Raw genomic sequence first — 16301 nt, forward strand, 5'->3', positions numbered from 1 at the left:
CGCCGCCAGGGGCAGACCCTGAATCCATTGATCCGCATCACTTGCGTCAGGATGGACTCCGGGCTCGCGCTTTGCGCGCCCCCGGAATGACGAAAGAGAATGCTGGAATTGCGACGAGAGGAACAAGGCCGGGTTCGTTCCCGGCCTTTGCGCATTGCGCGCTGCATGCCGGATTCCTACGCCTCGGCAGCCTCACCGCTCTCCACCTCCTCCGCGACCATGCGGTCGAGGTTTCGATTGAGCCGCCGCAGCAGGTCGAGCAGGGTTGCGGTTTCGGCTGCGGTAAAGCCCGCGAGTGCCTGGTCCTGATTGCGGTGCAAGGCCTTGCGCGCCGCCGGCAGTTTGGCCCTTGCCGCCTTGGTCAGCGTGACCTGCTGGCTGCGGCCGTCGCCCGGCATCGGCGTCCGCTGCACCAGGCCATCGCGCTCCATCCGCGCCAGGATTTGCGCCATCGACGGCTGCTCGACCTTGGCGGCGCGGGCGAGATCGCGCTGTGACATCGCCTTGCCGTCGCGCAGCAGATAGATCACCGGCAATTGGCCGATGCTGAAGCCGTGCGGCTTCACGCGCCGCTCGCCGAGCCTGAGGAAGCTGCGCGAGGCCATGTTGACCAACGGCGCCGGACGATCGAACAAGTCCCAATCGGTCACGATCCCACCATTTACATAGGTACCTATTTATACTAGAGAGGCACCTATGTATCCCGTTGTGAGCGTGGTGTCCATGAGCTCAAATCCCATTCGCATTGCCATTGTCGGCGCCGGCCCCGGCGGCCTGACGCTCGCTCGCCTGCTGCATGTTGCCGGGATCAAGACCAGCCTGTTCGAACGCGAAAGCTCGGCAACCGAGCGGCCGCAGGGCGGAACGCTCGACCTGCACGCCGAGAGCGGTCAGCTCGCGCTGGCGCGCGCCGGACTCACCGACGGCTTCCTGCAAATCGCACGTTACGAGGATCAGGGCAGCCGGCTCTACACCAGCGATGGCCGGCTGCTGCTCGCGGATGACGACATGACCGGCGACCGTCCGGAGGTCGACCGCACGGCGCTCCGCGACCTGCTGCTGCAATCGCTCCCGCCGGATGCCATAGCCTGGGGCCGCGGCCTGCGCGAGGTCGCGCCGCGCGATGACGGCCGTTACGATCTCGTCTTCGACGGTGCGCGCGAAGGGCCGTTCGATCTCGTGGTCGGCGCCGACGGCGCCTGGTCCCGGGTGCGGCCGCTGATATCACGCTATCAGCCGCAATATAGCGGGCTGACCTTCATCGAGTTCGGCATCGACGATGCCGACACGAGGCACCCTGCTTTGTCGGAGCTGGTCGGCCGCGGCAAGATGGGCGCCGAGAGCACCGGCCGCAGCCTGATGGTCCTTCGCAACGGCAACGCCCATCTGCGCGGCTACGCGATCTTCCGCGTGCCCATCGAATGGGCCGAGCGGCGGTTCGACATCACCTCGCCGGCTGCGATGCGTCACGCGCTGCTCGGCGAATTCGTCGGCTGGGTCGATGCCCTGCTCGACCTGCTCCGTGCCAGCAGTGATCAATTCGCGCTGCGGCCGATCCACGCGCTGCCGGTCGGGCATCATTGGACCAACCGCCCAGGCATCACCCTGCTCGGCGATGCCGCGCACCTGATGTCGCCGTTCGGTGGTGAGGGCGTCAACGCCGCGATGCTGGATGCGGTGGAGCTGGCGGCGCATCTGGTGGGGTCAAACGATTGGCGCGAGGCCGTTCGCACCTACGAGGCCGGGATGTTCGTGCGCGTCGCCCAGCCCGCGGGCGAGGCCGCCGAAGCCGCCGCGACCGAACTGTCGCATATCAGCCAGGAACTGACGCTGGCGCACCACCAGGCGTACATGCAGATGCGTGCCGCGTCCGGCGACTGCGCCACGCGGTAAGCGCTGGTCATGACCTCCGGCGCCGCATAGCATGGACCGTAACGAGCTAACCTGACGACGGTCGCACGCGAGAATGAACAAGGACAACGCCGAGGATATCGTTCGACGCGCCACCGTCGCCTTCAACAGCGGCCGGCACGACGAGGCGATCGAGCTCTGCGAGCGCGGCCTAGCGCGTCAGCCCGGCGAGCCGATGCTGAGCCATCTGCTGGCCGCCGTATTGTTCGCCAAAGGCGAGATCGCGCCGGCCCGCAGGCATATCGAGACCAGCCTGGCGCGGCGCCCGGACAATGCGGCGGCGCGGCTGCTCGCGGGGCGCCTCGCCCGTGCCGGCGGCGAATTCGATGCGGCACTGACGCATCTCGACCGCGCCATCGCGCTCAAGCCGCAACGCGAAGCCTTCGTCGAGAAGGCACGCACACTGGAGCTGGCCGGCCGCAAGGCGCAGGCCCGCGAGGCCTGGGAGGCGATCCTCAAGGCGATCCCGGAGCATCAGGAAGCCAATGCAAGGCTCGGCCGGCTCGCCTGGGAGGCTGGCGACCTCGCCAAGGCCGCAGGCCTGCTCGAGCGCGCCACCGCGAGCGCAGCGCCGGCCTCGGTGTGGTTCGATCTCGGCGTCGCAAAGCAGGACCTGCGCGATCACGACGGCGCCGCACGCGCCTATCGCAAGGCGCTCGAGATCAAGCCGGATTATGCCGAAGCGGCACTCAATCTGGGGATCACGCTGCAGGAGAGCGGCGAGCCCGACGCCGCGATGCAGGCCTTCGCGCGCGCCTATGCTTTGCGTCCACAGCTGTTCGGATCGATCGCGATGGCGCTGACCTCGGCCCCGCACGGCCGGCTGTGGCTCGATGAGCGCGCGCTGCGTGCAACGTTAAGTCACTAGCCGGCCGCGCTTGGCGCGGAAATGCTTGCGATAGACATTGGGCGCAGCCAGCACCTCGCCGACGACTTTCGAATAGGCCTCGCGATGCGCCTCGTTGAACGCCTCGAACACCAGTTCGGGAGCCGCGCGCGGCACCGCGAAGCATTGCACGACCGGCGTTCCCTTCGGCAACACGCCGGCGAAATCAGGCTGGGTCCAGACCGCCGGGAAATTGATGCCCCCATCGTGAAACCGGTCGGCGTCGACCAGCCCCGAGATCACGCGGAACGGCAGGTCGTCGCGATTGACCGGATGGGTCGCGAACAGCGACCAGCCCGGCTCGAGCTCGATGGTCCAGAAGCTGTTGAATTTCAGCGCAGCCTGTCCGTTGGCGAACGGCGCGCCGGCGAATTGCGCGACGGGATGGAAGCTGAGCGGCGCGCGCGGATGGCCCTGCGTTGCCGGCTCCGGAATGTCCCAATCCCAGGCAAAGGCGCCGCGCTCGACCCTGACATCGCAGGGCAGCGGGATCATGACCCCATGGGCCATCGCATCGACGAAAGGCGGGCATTGCTTGACCGTGCGGATCTCGCGGTCGTGGATGTCGGAATGCGCCTTCGCTGGCATCGCGCGCAGCCAATCGGGCAACGCAGTGCGGGCCGGGAACGGCCGCGGCAGATGATCGGCAAGCCGCGGGTCGCAGCGAAAAGTCATGCGCATGGCGAAACTCCGGGATCATGATGCGATGACGGCAGACGCATATGATCTCATCGCGTCATTTGAGCACAATCCTGAACCGGTCTCCACAGCCGTCGATCCAGCAAAAAAAAGGCCGGGATTGCTCCCGGCCTTTTGCAGTTTGCGGATGGCGTGGCGGTCAAGCCTTACCGCCTTACTTAGCTTCGGCGCGCTTCGGCGGGCTCGCCGGCCACGACTTGATCAGCGTGTCGTAGTCGATCGTTTCGCCCTTCGGCTTCTCGTTCGCGAGCTTGCGCTGCGGAGCGATGGTGCCGTCCTTCTCGGCCTTCTTGTACCAGTACTCGGCGGTTTCCTTCTTGTTCAGCTTCGGTCCGCAGGCGCCCTGCACACCTGACTTCTCAAGACGCTCCATCACCGAATCCTGGGCCGCGGCGAGCGCGTCCATCGCAGCTTGCGGCGTCTTCGCACCGGACGACGCATCGCCGATGTTCTGCCACCAGAGCTGAGCGAGCTTCGGATAGTCAGGCACGTTGTTGCCGGTCGGGGTCCACTGCACGCGCGCAGGCGAACGGTAGAACTCGATCAGACCGCCGAGCTTCGGCGCGCGCTCGGTGAACGACTTGTCCCAGATGTCGGATTCACGGATGAAGGTGAGACCGACTTGGCTCTTCTTCAGGCTCGTCGTCTTGGAGACGATGAACTGCAGGTAGAGCCAGGCCGCCTTGCGGCGATCAACCGGGGTCGACTTCAGCAGCGTGGCCGAACCCACGTCCTGGTAGCCGAGCTTCATGCCGTCCTTCCAGTACGAGCCGTGCGGCGACGGAGCCATGCGCCACTTCGGCGTACCGTCCGCGTTCATCACGGCGATCCCGGGCTTCACCATGTCGGCGGTGAAGGCGGTGTACCAGAATATCTGCTGGGCGATGTTGCCCTGCGAAGGCACCGGGCCCGACTCGGAGAAGGTCATGCCCTGCGCCTGCGGCGGAGCATACTTCTTCATCCAGTCGAGATACTTGACGATCGAATAGACCGCCGCCGGGCCGTTGACGTCGCCGCCACGCTCGACCGACGAGCCGACCGGACGGCAGCCTTCCATGCGGATGCCCCATTCGTCGACCGGCAGGCCGTTCGGGAGACCCTTGTCGCCGTTGCCGGCCATCGACAGCCAGGCGTCGGTGAAACGCCAGCCGAGCGAGGGGTCCTTCTTGCCATAGTCCATATGGCCGTAGACCTTGACGCCGTTGATCTCCTTGACGTCGTTGGTGAAGAAGTCGGCGATATCTTCATAGGCCGACCAGTTCACGGGCACGCCGAGATCGTAGCCATACTTGGCCTTGAACTTGGCCTTGTATTCCGGGTTGGTGAACCAGTCGTAGCGGAACCAGTAGAGGTTCGCGAACTGCTGGTCGGGCAGCTGGTAGAGGTGACCGTTCGGTGCGGTCGTGAACGACTTGCCGATGAAGTCGTCGACGTCGAGCATCGGATCGGTGACGTCCTTGGCTTCGCCCTTCATCCACTCGGTCAGGTCGACGGCCTGGCCGTAACGGAAGTGGGTGCCGATGAAGTCGGAGTCGTTGATCCAGCCGTCATAGACGTTTTTGCCGGACTGCATCTGGGTCTGGATCTTCTCGACGACGTCACCTTCCTGGATGATGTCGTGCTTGACCTTGATGCCGGTGATCTCCTCGAACGCCTTGGCGAGCGTGCGGGATTCATATTCGTGCACCGTCAGGGTCTCGGAGACGACGTTGATCTCCATACCCTTGAAGGGGGCGGCGGCCTTGATGAACCACTGCATCTCCTTCATCTGGTCGTCCTTGGAGAGGGTCGACGGCTGGAATTCGCTGTCGATCCACTTCTTGGCGGCCGCCTCGTCGGCGCGGGCCGGCGCGACAAGAGTGACCGATGCTGCGACGAGCGCGACCGCGCTGGTCATCGTCAAAAGCTTATCTTTAGTCATTCGTAAATGTCGCATTAGATTCCTCCGGTTGCAGCGACTAAATCAGGCCCGGGTAGACCCCGGATCTGCTCTTTTTCGCGTTCTTCAGACGGTGCGAAAAATCACCACGGCTGAAAGAAGCGAAATTACCGTTCCGAGCCACAGGCTCGAAATCTCGACGCCCTCCCCGATCGGCAGGGTGAAAATCGGATCGGTGCCGACGAGGCCGATCCACAGCAGGTGGATCACCGCCGCCAGAACCAGCGAGACGAACAGACGGTCGCCGCGCGTGGTCGGAATGCGCAGCACGCCGACCCGCTCCGCCTCGGGATAGGCGATCGCGAGCCAGGTCATCATCCCGAGCGTAGAGGCAAGCAGCACGAAGAAGACCGCAGTGGGCCAGGTCCATGCCATCCATGCGATGCTGTCCATGAGCGCCTCCTAGACCCGGCCGAGCGCGAAGCCGCGCGCGATGTAGTTGCGGACGAACCAGATCACGAGTGCGCCGGGGATGATGGTGAGCACGCCGGCCGCGGCGAGCAGGCCCCAGTCCATGCCGGCAGCCGAGACGGTGCGCGTCATGATCGCGGCGATCGGCTTGGCCTGCACCGAGGTCAGCGTGCGCGCCAGCAGCAGCTCGACCCAGGAGAACATGAAGCAGAAGAACGCGGCGACGCCGATGCCGCTCGCGATCAGCGGCACCAGGATCTTGATGAAGAAGCGCGGGAACGAATAGCCGTCGAGGAAGGCGGTCTCGTCGATCTCGCGCGGCACGCCGGAGACGAAGCCTTCGAGGATCCACACCGCCAGCGGCACGTTGAAGATGCAGTGCGCGAGCGCAACCGCCCACGGCGTATCGAACAGGCCGATCGCCGAGTACAGGTTGAAGAACGGCAGCGCGTAGACCGCCGCCGGCGCCATGCGGTTGGACAGCAGCCAGAAGAACAGGTGCTTGTCGCCGAGGAAGCGGTAGCGCGAGAATGCATAGGCCGCCGGCAACGCCACCGCGATCGAGATCACGGTGTTGATGACGACATATTCCAGCGAGTTGATGTAGCCCGAGTACCAGCTCTCGTCGGTGAAGATGCGCCGGTAGTGCTGCAGCGTCGGCGTATGCGGCCACAGCGTCATCGTCGAGACGATCTCGGCGTTGGTCTTGAAGCTCATGTTGACGAGCCAGTAGATCGGCAACAGCAGGAAGATCAGGAACAGCGCCATGATCAGGCGGCGGCCGGGGATCGAATGCATCACGCCGCTCCTTCCTTGACCGGACGCTCGGAGCCGGCATTGGTCATCACGGTGTAGAACACCCAGCACACGATCAGGATGATCAAATTGTAGACCAGCGACAGCGCCGCGGCCTTCCCGAGGTCGAACTGGCCGAGCGCAATCTTGACGAGCTCGATCGAGACGAAGGTCGTCGAGTTGCCGGGACCGCCGCCGGTGACCACGAACGGCTCGGTGTAGATCATGAACGAGTCCATGAAGCGCAGCAGCACCGCGATCAGCAGCACGCGGTTCATTTTCGGCAGCTGGATCGCCTTGAACACCGCCCAGCGCGAGGCACCGTCGATCTGCGCCGCCTGGTAGTAGGCGTCGGGGATCGACTTCAGGCCGGCGTAGCAGAGCAGCGCGACGAGGCTGGTCCAATGCCAGACGTCCATCACGATCACCGTGACCCAGGCGTCGACCTCATTGGAGACGTAGTTGTAGTTGAAGCCGAGGTGGTTCAGCACATAGCCGAGCAGGCCGATATCGGGACGGCCGAAGATCTGCCAGATGGTGCCGACCACGTTCCACGGAATCAAGAGCGGCAGCGCGAGGATGACGAGGCAGGCCGCGACGCTCCAGCCCTCGCGGGGCATCGACAGCGCAACGATGATGCCGAGCGGCACCTCGATCGCAAGGATCACGGCGGAGAAGAACAGGTTGCGGCCGAGCGAGGCCAGGAAGCGGCCGCCGAGATCGGTCGAGGGATCGAGCAACTCCTTGAACCAGCCGACGCCGTTCCAGAAGAACTGGTTGTTGCCGAAGGTGTCCTGCATCGAATAGTTCACGACGGTCATCAGCGGCAGCACCGCCGAGAACGCGACTACCAGGAACACCGGCAGCACCAGGAACCAGGCTTTTTGGTTGATGGTCTTGTCCATCAGGCGACCCCTTCGACCAAGTGGCTGTCGGCATAGACGTGGACGTTGGCGGGATTGAAGATCAGGCCGGCGGTATCGCCGGAGATCGAGAAGCCGGGGGGCACGCGCGCCGCGAGTTTGGTGTTGCCGACACGGACGCGGGCGAACTGGATGCGGCCGAGATCGTCGATCCGCTCGATGGTGGCCGACAGCAGCCCGGACGCGGGTGCCGCGACATCGACAAATTCAGGCCGCACGCCGATCTCGATCTTCTTGCCGGCCGGCAGCACACCATAGTTTCGATGCAGGCCGATGACATGGCCGTCGATCCGCGCCTCGTGGCCACTGACCTCGGCGGGCACGATGTTCATGCCGGGCGAGCCGATGAAATAGCCGACGAAGGTGTGCGCCGGCTTGTCGAACAATTCGGCCGGCGTGCCGCTCTGCACCACGCGGCCGTCATGCATGACGACGACGGTATCGGCAAACGTCAGCGCCTCGGTCTGGTCGTGGGTGACGTAGATCATCGTGAGGTCGAGTTCGCGATGCAGCGCCTTCAGCTTGGAGCGCAGCTGCCATTTCAGCTCGGGATCGATCACCGTCAGCGGCTCGTCGAACAGCACGGCGGCGACGTCGGAGCGCACCAGGCCGCGGCCGAGCGAGATCTTCTGCTTGGCGTCGGCGGTGAGCCGCGTCGCCTTGCGATTGAGGTACGGTGTGAGGTCGAGCAAATCGGCGATCTGCCTGACCCGCGCATCGACCTCGGCCTTCGCGACGCCGCGGTTCTTCAGCGGGAAGGCCAGGTTCTGACCGACCGTCATGGTGTCGTAGATCACCGGGAACTGGAACACCTGCGCGATGTTGCGCTTCTGCGTCGACAGCGGCGTGATGTCCTGGCCGTCGAACAGGATCCTGCCGCGCGACGGCGTCACGATCCCGGAAATCAGGTTCAATAGCGTGGTCTTGCCGCAGCCGGAGGGCCCAAGCAGCGCGTAGGCGCCGCCCTGCCGCCAGGTCATCGTCACCGGTTTCAGCGCAAAGGATTCCAGCGGCGCGTCATTGCCGCTGTAGGATTGCGCGAGATCGACGAGGTCAATGCGAGCCATCGGGCATCTCCCTCAATTGCTCTTGCTGGCTGACGCGCGAGCCGCAAGCGAACTGCCATACAATTCGCTTGCAAACGCGGTCGCGGGCGACGCGACCAGGCGGTCGGCGGCGTCAAACACAAAGATATTCTCGGGATCGAGCGCGGCTTCAAGCACCTGCCCGGGTTCATATTCGTGCACGCCGTGCAGCACCGCGACCCAGTTCGAATCGTGGACGTGAACGTGCACAAAGCTCTCCGACCCGGTGATCTCGGTGACCGTCACGGTGGCGGAGAATTTGTGGCGGCCGGGCGCGACGCTTCCGACCTCGAGCTGGTGCGCACGGAAGCCGATCTCGTACGTGCCGTCAGGCAGATTGGCATACAGCCCGGCCGCGGGCGCCTGCTCGCCGCCGGCATAGATCACCCGGTCACCCTTCTTCTCGATGCCGATGATATTGAGCGGCGGATCGGAGAACACCTGCGCGACACGCAGCGTGTCGGGATGGCGGTAGACCTTCGGCGTTGCGCCGATCTGCAGCGCCTGGCCTTCCCACATGCACACCGTGTCGCCGCCGAGCAGCAGCGCCTCCGACGGCTCGGTGGTGGCATAGACGAAGATCGCACCCGATGCCTCGAAGATCCGCGGCAGCTCGGCGCGCAATTCCTCGCGCAGCTTGTAGTCGAGATTGGCGAGCGGCTCGTCGAGCAGCACGAGGTCGGCGCCCTTGACCAGCGCGCGCGCAATCGCGGTGCGCTGCTGCTGACCGCCGGAGAGCTGCAGCGGCGTCCGCTTCAGATAGGGCTCGAGCCGCAACAGGCTGGCCGCCTCGGCCACCCGCTGCTCGATCTCGGCCCTCGGCTTGCCCTGCACCCGCAGCGGCGAGGCGATGTTCTCGTAGACCGTCAGCGAGGGATAGTTGATGAACTGCTGATAGACCATCGCCACCGAGCGCTGCCGCACGTCGGCGCCGGTGACGTCCCTGCCGTCGACCAGCACGCGGCCGGTGGTCGGCTTGTCGAGGCCGGCGAGCAGCCGCATGATCGAGGTCTTGCCCGACAGCGTCGGCCCGAGCAGCACGCTGAGCGTGCCACGCTCCAGCGTCAGCGAAACATCGCGGATGGTCTGAACGCCATCCACGGTTCGCGTGACGTTCTGCAGTGTAACGCTCATGCCCGTCCTCCCGCTTCGCGGAGGGGACGTTCACCGGACACGCGGTTGGCGATCATCCACTCGTCGAGCGCGGCGATTTCACCCGCCGTCATCCGCAAGCCCAGCTTGGATCGTCGCCAGACGACATCGTCCGCGGTCCGCGCCCATTCGTTCGCCATCAGGTACCGGACTTCAGTCTCCGTCAAGGTGGCGCCGAAAGAGCGGCCGAGATCATCAGCCGTTGCTGCATTGCCCAAGACCTTGCTGGCGCGTGTGCCATAGGCGTGGGCGAGACGGTTGGCGTGGGACTGCGAGAGGAACGGATAGTTGCGAACCAGCTCGGCGCTCAGCGCCGCGACCGCGGAGACATCCATGTCGCCGCCGGGCAGCGGCGCCTTGCCGGTCCAGCCCTCCTGCGCTTTCGCTCCGCGGAGATAGGGCGACAGCCGCTCCAGCGCCTCTTCGGAGAGGCGGCGATAGGTGGTGATCTTGCCGCCATAGATCGACAGCAGCGGCGCACCGCCCGGCGTATCGAGCTCGAACACGTAATCGCGGGTTGCGGCCTTGGCTTCGCTCGCACCGTCGTCATAGAGCGGACGCACGCCGGAGTAATTCCAGACCACGTCCTCGGGCTTCACCGGCTTGGCAAGGTATTCGCTGGCGGAGGCGCAGAGATACTCGATCTCCTCACGCGTCGCCTTCACCTCGGCCGGATCGCCGTCATAGTCGCGATCGGTGGTGCCGATCAGCGAGAAATCGTTCTGGTAGGGAATGACGAAGATGATGCGGCCGTCGGCATTCTGGAAGATGTAGGCGCGGTCGTGGTCGTAGAGTTTCGGCACGACGATATGCGAGCCCTGCACCAGCCGCACCTTGGCCCGCGCGTTGACGCCGGCGCCGGTGGCCAGCACCTGCTCGACCCAGGGACCGCCGGCATTGACCAGCACGCGCGCCTTGATGGTGTCACGCGCGCCGGTGGCGCCGTCCTCGACCGTGACATGCCAGACGCCGTCGACCTGCCTGATCTCGACTGCGCGGGTGCGGGTGCGAATCTCGGCGCCGCGATCGGCGGCATCGCGCGCGGTCAGCGCAACCAGCCGCGCGTCGTCGACGAAGCAGTCGGAATATTCAAAGCCCTTGGTGTAGCGCCCGGGGATCAGCGGCTTGCCGACCACGTCGCGCGTCAGGTCGACCGAGCGCGTCGCCGGCAGCAGGTGCCGGCCGCCGATATGGTCGTAGAGGAAAAGGCCGAGCCGCAGCAGCCAGGCCGGGCGCAGGCCCGCATGGTGCGGCAAGACGAAACGCAGCGGACGAATGATATGCGGCGCGATCTGCCAGAGGATCTCGCGCTCGATCAGCGCCTCGCGCACCAGACGAAACTCATAATACTCGAGGTAGCGCAGGCCGCCATGTACGAGCTTGGTCGACCAGGACGACGTTCCGCTGGCCAAGTCATTCATTTCACAGAGGAAAACAGAATTGCCCCGGCCCGCCGCATCGCGCGCGATGCCGCAGCCATTAACGCCGCCTCCAATGATAGCGAGGTCGTAAATTCGGTCCAAAGAACGCTTCCCCCGGCAACCGTTTTCGCTTTGACGGTTTTACTTTCGGATTCGAATAGATCACAACCAAAAACGAAAGCAAAGTGAAAATGGGGAACTTTGGCTGGGGATTTTTTGGGCGGACTGCGTGCGGAATGGTGGACAGGCTCACCCGACCTGACCCCGCGCTATCACTTAACCCGTCACCCTGAGGTGCGAGTGGAGTGAGCCTCGAAGGGTGCGAGGCCCCAGTGTGGCCGTTTATCTTTCGAGGGCCGCTGAAGAAGCGGCCACCTCAAGGTGACGGTGAGAGTTGTTGTGTGGGGACGATGGGCCGACAGCGGCGATATCGTTGAGATCGACTAAGCGCTGCGCAGCGTCGCGGGTGCGGCGTCGGCGCCGTTGTCGTCGATATCGGCCTGCGGCTTGTCCATCGCGACGACAACCTCGATGCCGCGGCTGTGGCAGATGTTGGCGAGGCCTGCGGGCAAGGGCGAATCGGTGACGAAGGTCTGGATCTGGCTCATATGGGCGATCCGCACCGGCGCGCTGCGGCGGAGCTTGGTCGCATCGGATACCAGCATCACGTTGCGCGCGTTGGCGATGATCGCCTGCGCCACCTGCACCTCGCGATAGTCGAAGTCGAGCAGCGCGCCCTCCTCGTCGATCGCCGACGCGCCGATGATCGCGTAATCGACCTTGAACTGGCCGATCAGCTGCGTCGCCGTGGAGCCGACCACGGCGCCGTCGGCGCGGCGCACCGTGCCGCCGGCCACCACCACCTCGATGCGCGGATGGCGGTACAGCAGCATCGCGACGTTGAGGTTGTTTGTGATGACCAGCAGGTCCTCATGCGAGGTCAGCGCGCTGGCGACCTCTTCCGTGGTAGTGCCGATATTGATGAACAGCGAGCAGCCGTTCGGAATCCGCGCGGCCGCGGCGGCGCCGATCGCCTTCTTCTCCTCGGCGGCGACGAAGCGGCGCGCCTCATAGGCGAGGTTCTCGACACCCGAGGCGATGATCGCGCCGCCATGGATGCGGGTCAGCGACCGCTCGTCGCAGAGATCGTTGAGGTCCTTGCGGATGGTCTGCGCCGACACCTCGAATCGCTTGGCAAGGTCCTCGACCATGACCCGGCCGAATGCGCGTGCGATGTTGAGGATTTCAGTCTGGCGATGGGAGAGTCCGGCCACGGCGGCCCCCTTGAAACGGCGAATGACCCATGGTGCGACCGTTCGGCACGGAGGTCAACGAGCTAGCATCGACGGGGTTAAGGACTGCGTTGCAGCAATGTCGAGCCGGCGACGTTTGGGCACAATGCCTCACCAAGCCATTTCCTCACCAAGCCATGGCCGAAGCAACAAGGCGAATCAATTCCGGATCGTCGAATGCCGCCGCGCTGGCGACGGCGCCGGCCGCGAGCAGATCGGCATGACCGAGCCCGGTTCGCATCCCGATCGTCGCGATGCCGGCCGCCGTCGCGGACTGGATGCCGGAGCGCGAATCCTCAAACGCGAGCGAAGCCTGCGCCGACGCGCCTGCGAGGCGCAGCCCCTCGAGATACGGCAATGGATGCGGTTTGCCGTGCGCCAGTTCATCGCCGATCACGACAGCCTTGAAACGGTGCGCGATACCCAGTCCCAATAGCAGCAGTTCGGCGTTCGGGCGCGGCGCATTGGTCACCGCCACCATCGGCACGCCGGCGCGATCGGCCCGGTCGAGCAGCGCTATCAATCCCGGCACCGGCACGATCTGGCCGGAGACCAATTCGCGGAAGATCCGCTCCTTCTCGCCAAGGATGCCGGCGCGGCGGTCAGCCGGCTCGTGGGCGAGGAAACGCTCGCCGATCGACGCATTGGAGAAGCCTTGCAGCTCCTTGCCGAAGCGCGCGTGATCAAAGCTGTGTCCATGGGGGCCGAGCACCCGATTGAACGCTGCCAGATGCAGCGGATCGGTGTCGGCGAGCGTGCCGTCGATATCGAACAGCAGTGCTCTGCCTTGTGTCTGCGACATCCGAAAACAGTTTCCGTGAGTTCGGATGCATCAATACAGACTCTCGCGGCGCGCGCAAACGGCGGGCCGCGTGGCTCCTCATCAGGAGGCCAATTGCAGATCCTGGCCGGTGACAAGCCGTCGCGCCGCGCGCTCGGCCTCGCGTGCGTTGCGGAAGATCTGACCCTCCAGGGCTTGGAAGCGGTGCGACGCCGCGAAAAATGCGTAACCACCGGTATCGCGCACCACGATACCCGCGGTCTGTGAACTTACTTCGATGACGTAGCAGTCTGACATTGTCGGCCTCGGTTTGATTCCGAGCCGACAACGGCATCGCCGCCCGTTTGTTCCTTGAGTTCTTTGCGAAGCGAAGCGCCGCTTTTTTGCAATCGAGGGGCGCTCCGGTCTCAGTTTCGACGCGTTTTCTCTCGCACCGAATCAGCGGCGCTTTTCGCGCGAAAGACGTCAGGTCGAAATCGTTGCACCATCGCGCTGGATCGGTTGCGGACGGCCCTGATCGTCGATCGAGACGTAGGTGAAATTGCCGTCGGTGACGAGGATCGACTGCTGCTCGCGGCGGCGCAGCACCCAGGCTTCGAGATGCACGGTGATCGAGGTACGGCCGACACGAACGAGGTTGGCGTGCACCGAGACGAGATCGCCGACATAGACCGCCTTTCGGAAGTTCATCGCTTCGATCGCCACCGTCACGGTGCGGGACTTCGCCACCTTCGAGGCGAACACGCCGCCGCCGAGATCCATCTGGCTGAGCAGCCAGCCGCCGAAGATGTCGCCATTGGCATTGGTGTCGGCGGGCATCGCCAGCGTGCGGATGCAGAGATCGCCCTGCGGCTCGTTGCCGCTGATCGGCGGTGCGTGAGCAAGAGTTTCAGGCGCTTGGGTATCGGTCACTTGAAGGTCTCCCAGCCTGCGTCGGGTGCGAAACGATCGCCGAATTTCTGCGTCAGCGCGCGCAGCGCGGATACGACGCTGTCGACGCCGCGGGTGCGCGCATAGTTGAGCGGGCCGCCGCGGAATGGGGCATAGCCGGTGCCGAAGATCATCGCGCCGTCGACCACATCGGGGTCGTCGACGATGCCCTCGCGCAAGGCGGCAACGCAGACATTGGAGATCGGCAGCACCAGGCGGTCGATCATCTCGTCGCTGACTTTCGGACCGGTCTCCGGCAGCGGCGCCTTCTCCGCCTTGCCGTCCTTCCAGGTGTAGAAGCCCTTGCCGGTCTTGCGGCCGAGCTCACCCCTGGCGACCTTTTCGCGCAGCCAGGCCGGCGTCGGCGGCAAGGTGTCGCCAAACTTCGAGCGCAGCATGTCGCCAACATCGAGGCAGATATCCAGACCGACCTGGTCGGCGAGCTCGATCGGCCCCATCGGCATGCCGAACTCGACGGCGGCCGCGTCGATCAGACGCTGGTCGGTCTTCTCGTCCAGCATCATCATCGCTTCCAGCATGTAGGGCGTCAGCGCACGGTTGACGAGGAAGCCCGGCGAGCTCTTCACCGGCAGTGGCAGGCGATCGATGGCGCCGACAAACGCGCGCGCTTCCTTGAGCATCGCGGCATCGGTGCCGTCATGGCTGATGACCTCGACGAGCTGCAGCCGCGACACCGGGTTGAAGAAATGCAGGCCGAGCAGCCGCTCCGGCCGCGCCAACGTGGTGCGCAGATCCTGCAAGGGAATGCTCGACGTATTGGTGGCGAGGATCGCGTCCTGTTTCATCTTCGGCTCGAGGCCGGCATAGACCTTCTGCTTGAGCTCGAGCTTCTCCGGCACCGCCTCGATGATCAGATCGGCGTTGCGGACGCCCTCGCCATCCATGTCGGGGATCAGCCGGTCCAGCGCGTCGCGCTGGTCGGTGCGCTTGCGCATGATCTTGCCGAACAGCTCGGCGGCGCGCTTCATCGCGCCCCCGATCGGCTCGGCCTTCATGTCGGCGAGCGTGACGCGCATGTCCTGGCTGGCGCACCAGGCCGCGATATCGCCGCCCATCGCGCCGGCGCCGATGACATGGACGTGCTGCACCTTGTTGCCGCTGCCGGCCGCCTTCTTCATCTGCTCGCGCAGGAAGAACACGCGGATCAGATTCTGCGCGGTCGGCGTCACCATCAGATTGGCGAAGGAGGCCTTCTCCGCATTCAGCATCGCCGAGCGGTTGCCGGCGTGCTTCTCCCAGAGCTCGATCAGCGCATAGGGCGCCGGATAATGCTTGCGCGGCGCGGCCTTCTCCGCCTCGCTGCGCATCCGTGAGGCAAGCAAGCCCCTGACCGGACCAAGATTGAGGATCGCGTTGAGCATGCCGGGCTTGGCTCGCTTCAGCCGGCCGAACACCGCGTCCTTCACCGCGTTGCGGACATGACGCTCCTGGGTGACCGCGTCGACCAGGCCGAGCGACTTCGCGCGGCGCGCGTCGATCGTCTTGCCGGTCAGCATCAAGGTCATCGCCTGCATCGGGTTGACCAGCTCGGTGAAGCGCACGGTGCCGCCGAGGCCGGGATGCAGGCCGAGCATCACCTCGGGGAAACCGAATCTGGCATCGTCGATCGCGATCCGCATCTGGCAGGCCAGGGCGACCTCGAGGCCGCCGCCGAGACAGAAACCGTGGATCACGGCGACCGAGGGCACGCGCAGAGCCTCGAGCCGGTCGATCACCGCATGGGCGCGGCCGATCTCGGTCTCGACCGCCCGCGGGTCGCTGGCGCCGCGAAATTCATTGACGTCGGCTCCGGCGATGAAGCCGCTCTTTTTCGCGGAGCGCACCACGAGGCCGGTCGGCCGCTGTTTCTCCAGCGCCGCGACAACGGCATCGAGCTCCTCGAGCAGATCGGCGGACAGCGTGTTGGCGCTGGTGCCGGCGCGGTCGAACAGCAGCCAGGCAATGCCGTCCTCGTCGCGCGTGAGCTTGAAATTCCTGTAGGGGCTGTCGGCGGCCGGCTTCGGCCCGAGCTCGAGCACGCGATCGGCGAGAACGTCCATGATCCGTGAATCCATG

General features: G+C 65.1%; 16 protein-coding genes. 2 read left to right on the forward strand and 14 right to left on the reverse strand.

Going from position 1 to position 16301, the window contains the following annotated elements; genetic code table 11:
• Positions 1-176 precede the first annotated feature (176 nt).
• On the reverse strand, positions 177-650 hold the full coding sequence (locus tag HAP47_RS31650; protein WP_231168500.1) for a MarR family winged helix-turn-helix transcriptional regulator: 474 nt from the start codon (positions 648-650) through the stop codon (positions 177-179).
• 73 nt (positions 651-723) lie between these two features.
• Between HAP47_RS31650 and HAP47_RS31655 the strand changes: the two genes are divergently transcribed.
• Positions 724-1893 (forward strand): FAD-dependent oxidoreductase, encoded by a 1170-nt coding sequence (locus HAP47_RS31655; protein ID WP_173641200.1) that lies wholly within the window; start codon positions 724-726, stop codon positions 1891-1893.
• Between the two features lie 73 nt (positions 1894-1966).
• Positions 1967-2779, forward strand: coding sequence for a tetratricopeptide repeat protein (locus tag HAP47_RS31660; protein WP_173641199.1), 813 nt, complete (start codon positions 1967-1969; stop codon positions 2777-2779).
• On the opposite strand, the gene HAP47_RS31665 is transcribed toward HAP47_RS31660, so the two are convergent.
• The 13 genes from HAP47_RS31665 to HAP47_RS31725 all read right to left on the reverse strand — a co-directional run bounded on the left by HAP47_RS31665 (position 2768) and on the right by HAP47_RS31725 (position 16300).
• Positions 2768-3478, reverse strand: a complete 711-nt coding sequence (locus tag HAP47_RS31665) for a hypothetical protein (RefSeq protein ID WP_173641198.1) — start codon at positions 3476-3478, stop codon at positions 2768-2770. The two genes, HAP47_RS31660 and HAP47_RS31665, sit on opposite strands and share 12 nt — an antisense overlap.
• 172 nt (positions 3479-3650) lie before the next feature.
• Positions 3651-5393 carry an ABC transporter substrate-binding protein gene (locus tag HAP47_RS31670; protein ID WP_173643029.1) on the reverse strand — a complete coding sequence of 581 codons (1743 nt, stop codon included), beginning with the start codon at positions 5391-5393 and terminating at the stop codon, positions 3651-3653.
• A gap of 108 nt (positions 5394-5501) precedes the next feature.
• Entirely contained in the window at positions 5502-5828 is a 327-nt protein-coding gene (locus tag HAP47_RS31675; RefSeq protein ID WP_097672938.1) for a DUF2160 domain-containing protein, read from the reverse strand.
• 9 nt (positions 5829-5837) lie between these two features.
• Positions 5838-6644 (reverse strand): carbohydrate ABC transporter permease, encoded by an 807-nt coding sequence (locus HAP47_RS31680; RefSeq protein WP_021075985.1) that lies wholly within the window; start codon positions 6642-6644, stop codon positions 5838-5840.
• Positions 6644-7546: a carbohydrate ABC transporter permease gene (locus HAP47_RS31685; RefSeq protein WP_092124514.1), complete on the reverse strand. Its 903-nt coding sequence runs from the start codon at positions 7544-7546 to the stop codon at positions 6644-6646. The genes HAP47_RS31680 and HAP47_RS31685 overlap by 1 nt, the downstream gene beginning before the upstream one ends.
• The gene (locus HAP47_RS31690) at positions 7546-8631 is read right to left on the reverse strand and encodes an ABC transporter ATP-binding protein (protein WP_173641197.1); all 1086 of its coding nucleotides are present in this window, start codon (positions 8629-8631) and stop codon (positions 7546-7548) included. Before HAP47_RS31690 ends, HAP47_RS31685 begins: the two co-directional genes overlap by 1 nt.
• A 12-nt stretch (positions 8632-8643) precedes the next feature.
• Positions 8644-9783: an ABC transporter ATP-binding protein gene (locus HAP47_RS31695; protein WP_173641196.1), complete on the reverse strand. Its 1140-nt coding sequence runs from the start codon at positions 9781-9783 to the stop codon at positions 8644-8646.
• Positions 9780-11324: a glycerol-3-phosphate dehydrogenase gene (glpD, locus tag HAP47_RS31700; protein ID WP_173641195.1), complete on the reverse strand. Its 1545-nt coding sequence runs from the start codon at positions 11322-11324 to the stop codon at positions 9780-9782. Before glpD ends, HAP47_RS31695 begins: the two co-directional genes overlap by 4 nt.
• Positions 11325-11665: 341 nt before the next feature.
• Positions 11666-12496: a DeoR/GlpR family DNA-binding transcription regulator gene (locus HAP47_RS31705; RefSeq protein ID WP_092124510.1), complete on the reverse strand. Its 831-nt coding sequence runs from the start codon at positions 12494-12496 to the stop codon at positions 11666-11668.
• Positions 12497-12641: 145 nt separating this feature from the next.
• Positions 12642-13316: an HAD family hydrolase gene (locus tag HAP47_RS31710; RefSeq protein ID WP_173641194.1), complete on the reverse strand. Its 675-nt coding sequence runs from the start codon at positions 13314-13316 to the stop codon at positions 12642-12644.
• An 81-nt stretch (positions 13317-13397) separates the two neighbouring features.
• Positions 13398-13592 (reverse strand): hypothetical protein, encoded by a 195-nt coding sequence (locus tag HAP47_RS31715; protein WP_163161526.1) that lies wholly within the window; start codon positions 13590-13592, stop codon positions 13398-13400.
• Between the two features lie 168 nt (positions 13593-13760).
• On the reverse strand, positions 13761-14114 hold the full coding sequence (locus HAP47_RS31720; protein WP_231169018.1) for an acyl-CoA thioesterase: 354 nt from the start codon (positions 14112-14114) through the stop codon (positions 13761-13763).
• An 89-nt stretch (positions 14115-14203) separates the two neighbouring features.
• A complete protein-coding gene (locus HAP47_RS31725) occupies positions 14204-16300 on the reverse strand; it encodes a 3-hydroxyacyl-CoA dehydrogenase NAD-binding domain-containing protein (protein ID WP_173641192.1) in 2097 nt (698 codons plus the stop codon).
• Between the last annotated feature and the right edge of the window lies 1 nt (position 16301).

The sequence above is a fragment of the Bradyrhizobium sp. 41S5 genome (assembly GCF_011516665.3).
Classification (GTDB): Bacteria; Pseudomonadota; Alphaproteobacteria; order Rhizobiales; family Xanthobacteraceae; genus Bradyrhizobium; species Bradyrhizobium quebecense.

Excerpts from the sequence above, each read along its gene's own strand:
- HAP47_RS31695 (WP_173641196.1), bottom strand. The coding sequence starts at position 9,783 with ATGAGCGTTACACTGCAGAACGTCACGCGAACCGTGGATGGCGTTCAG.
- HAP47_RS31680 (WP_021075985.1), bottom strand. The coding sequence starts at position 6,644 with ATGCATTCGATCCCCGGCCGCCGCCTGATCATGGCGCTGTTCCTGATC.
- HAP47_RS31715 (WP_163161526.1), bottom strand. The coding sequence starts at position 13,592 with ATGTCAGACTGCTACGTCATCGAAGTAAGTTCACAGACCGCGGGTATC.
- HAP47_RS31720 (WP_231169018.1), bottom strand. The coding sequence starts at position 14,114 with ATGCCCGCCGACACCAATGCCAATGGCGACATCTTCGGCGGCTGGCTG.
- HAP47_RS31690 (WP_173641197.1), bottom strand. The coding sequence starts at position 8,631 with ATGGCTCGCATTGACCTCGTCGATCTCGCGCAATCCTACAGCGGCAAT.
- HAP47_RS31675 (WP_097672938.1), bottom strand. The coding sequence starts at position 5,828 with ATGGACAGCATCGCATGGATGGCATGGACCTGGCCCACTGCGGTCTTC.
- HAP47_RS31710 (WP_173641194.1), bottom strand. The coding sequence starts at position 13,316 with ATGTCGCAGACACAAGGCAGAGCACTGCTGTTCGATATCGACGGCACG.
- HAP47_RS31670 (WP_173643029.1), bottom strand. The coding sequence starts at position 5,393 with ATGACCAGCGCGGTCGCGCTCGTCGCAGCATCGGTCACTCTTGTCGCG.
- HAP47_RS31655 (WP_173641200.1), top strand. The coding sequence starts at position 724 with ATGAGCTCAAATCCCATTCGCATTGCCATTGTCGGCGCCGGCCCCGGC.
- HAP47_RS31665 (WP_173641198.1), bottom strand. The coding sequence starts at position 3,478 with ATGCGCATGACTTTTCGCTGCGACCCGCGGCTTGCCGATCATCTGCCG.
- HAP47_RS31725 (WP_173641192.1), bottom strand. The coding sequence starts at position 16,300 with ATGGATTCACGGATCATGGACGTTCTCGCCGATCGCGTGCTCGAGCTC.
- HAP47_RS31660 (WP_173641199.1), top strand. The coding sequence starts at position 1,967 with ATGAACAAGGACAACGCCGAGGATATCGTTCGACGCGCCACCGTCGCC.
- HAP47_RS31685 (WP_092124514.1), bottom strand. The coding sequence starts at position 7,546 with ATGGACAAGACCATCAACCAAAAAGCCTGGTTCCTGGTGCTGCCGGTG.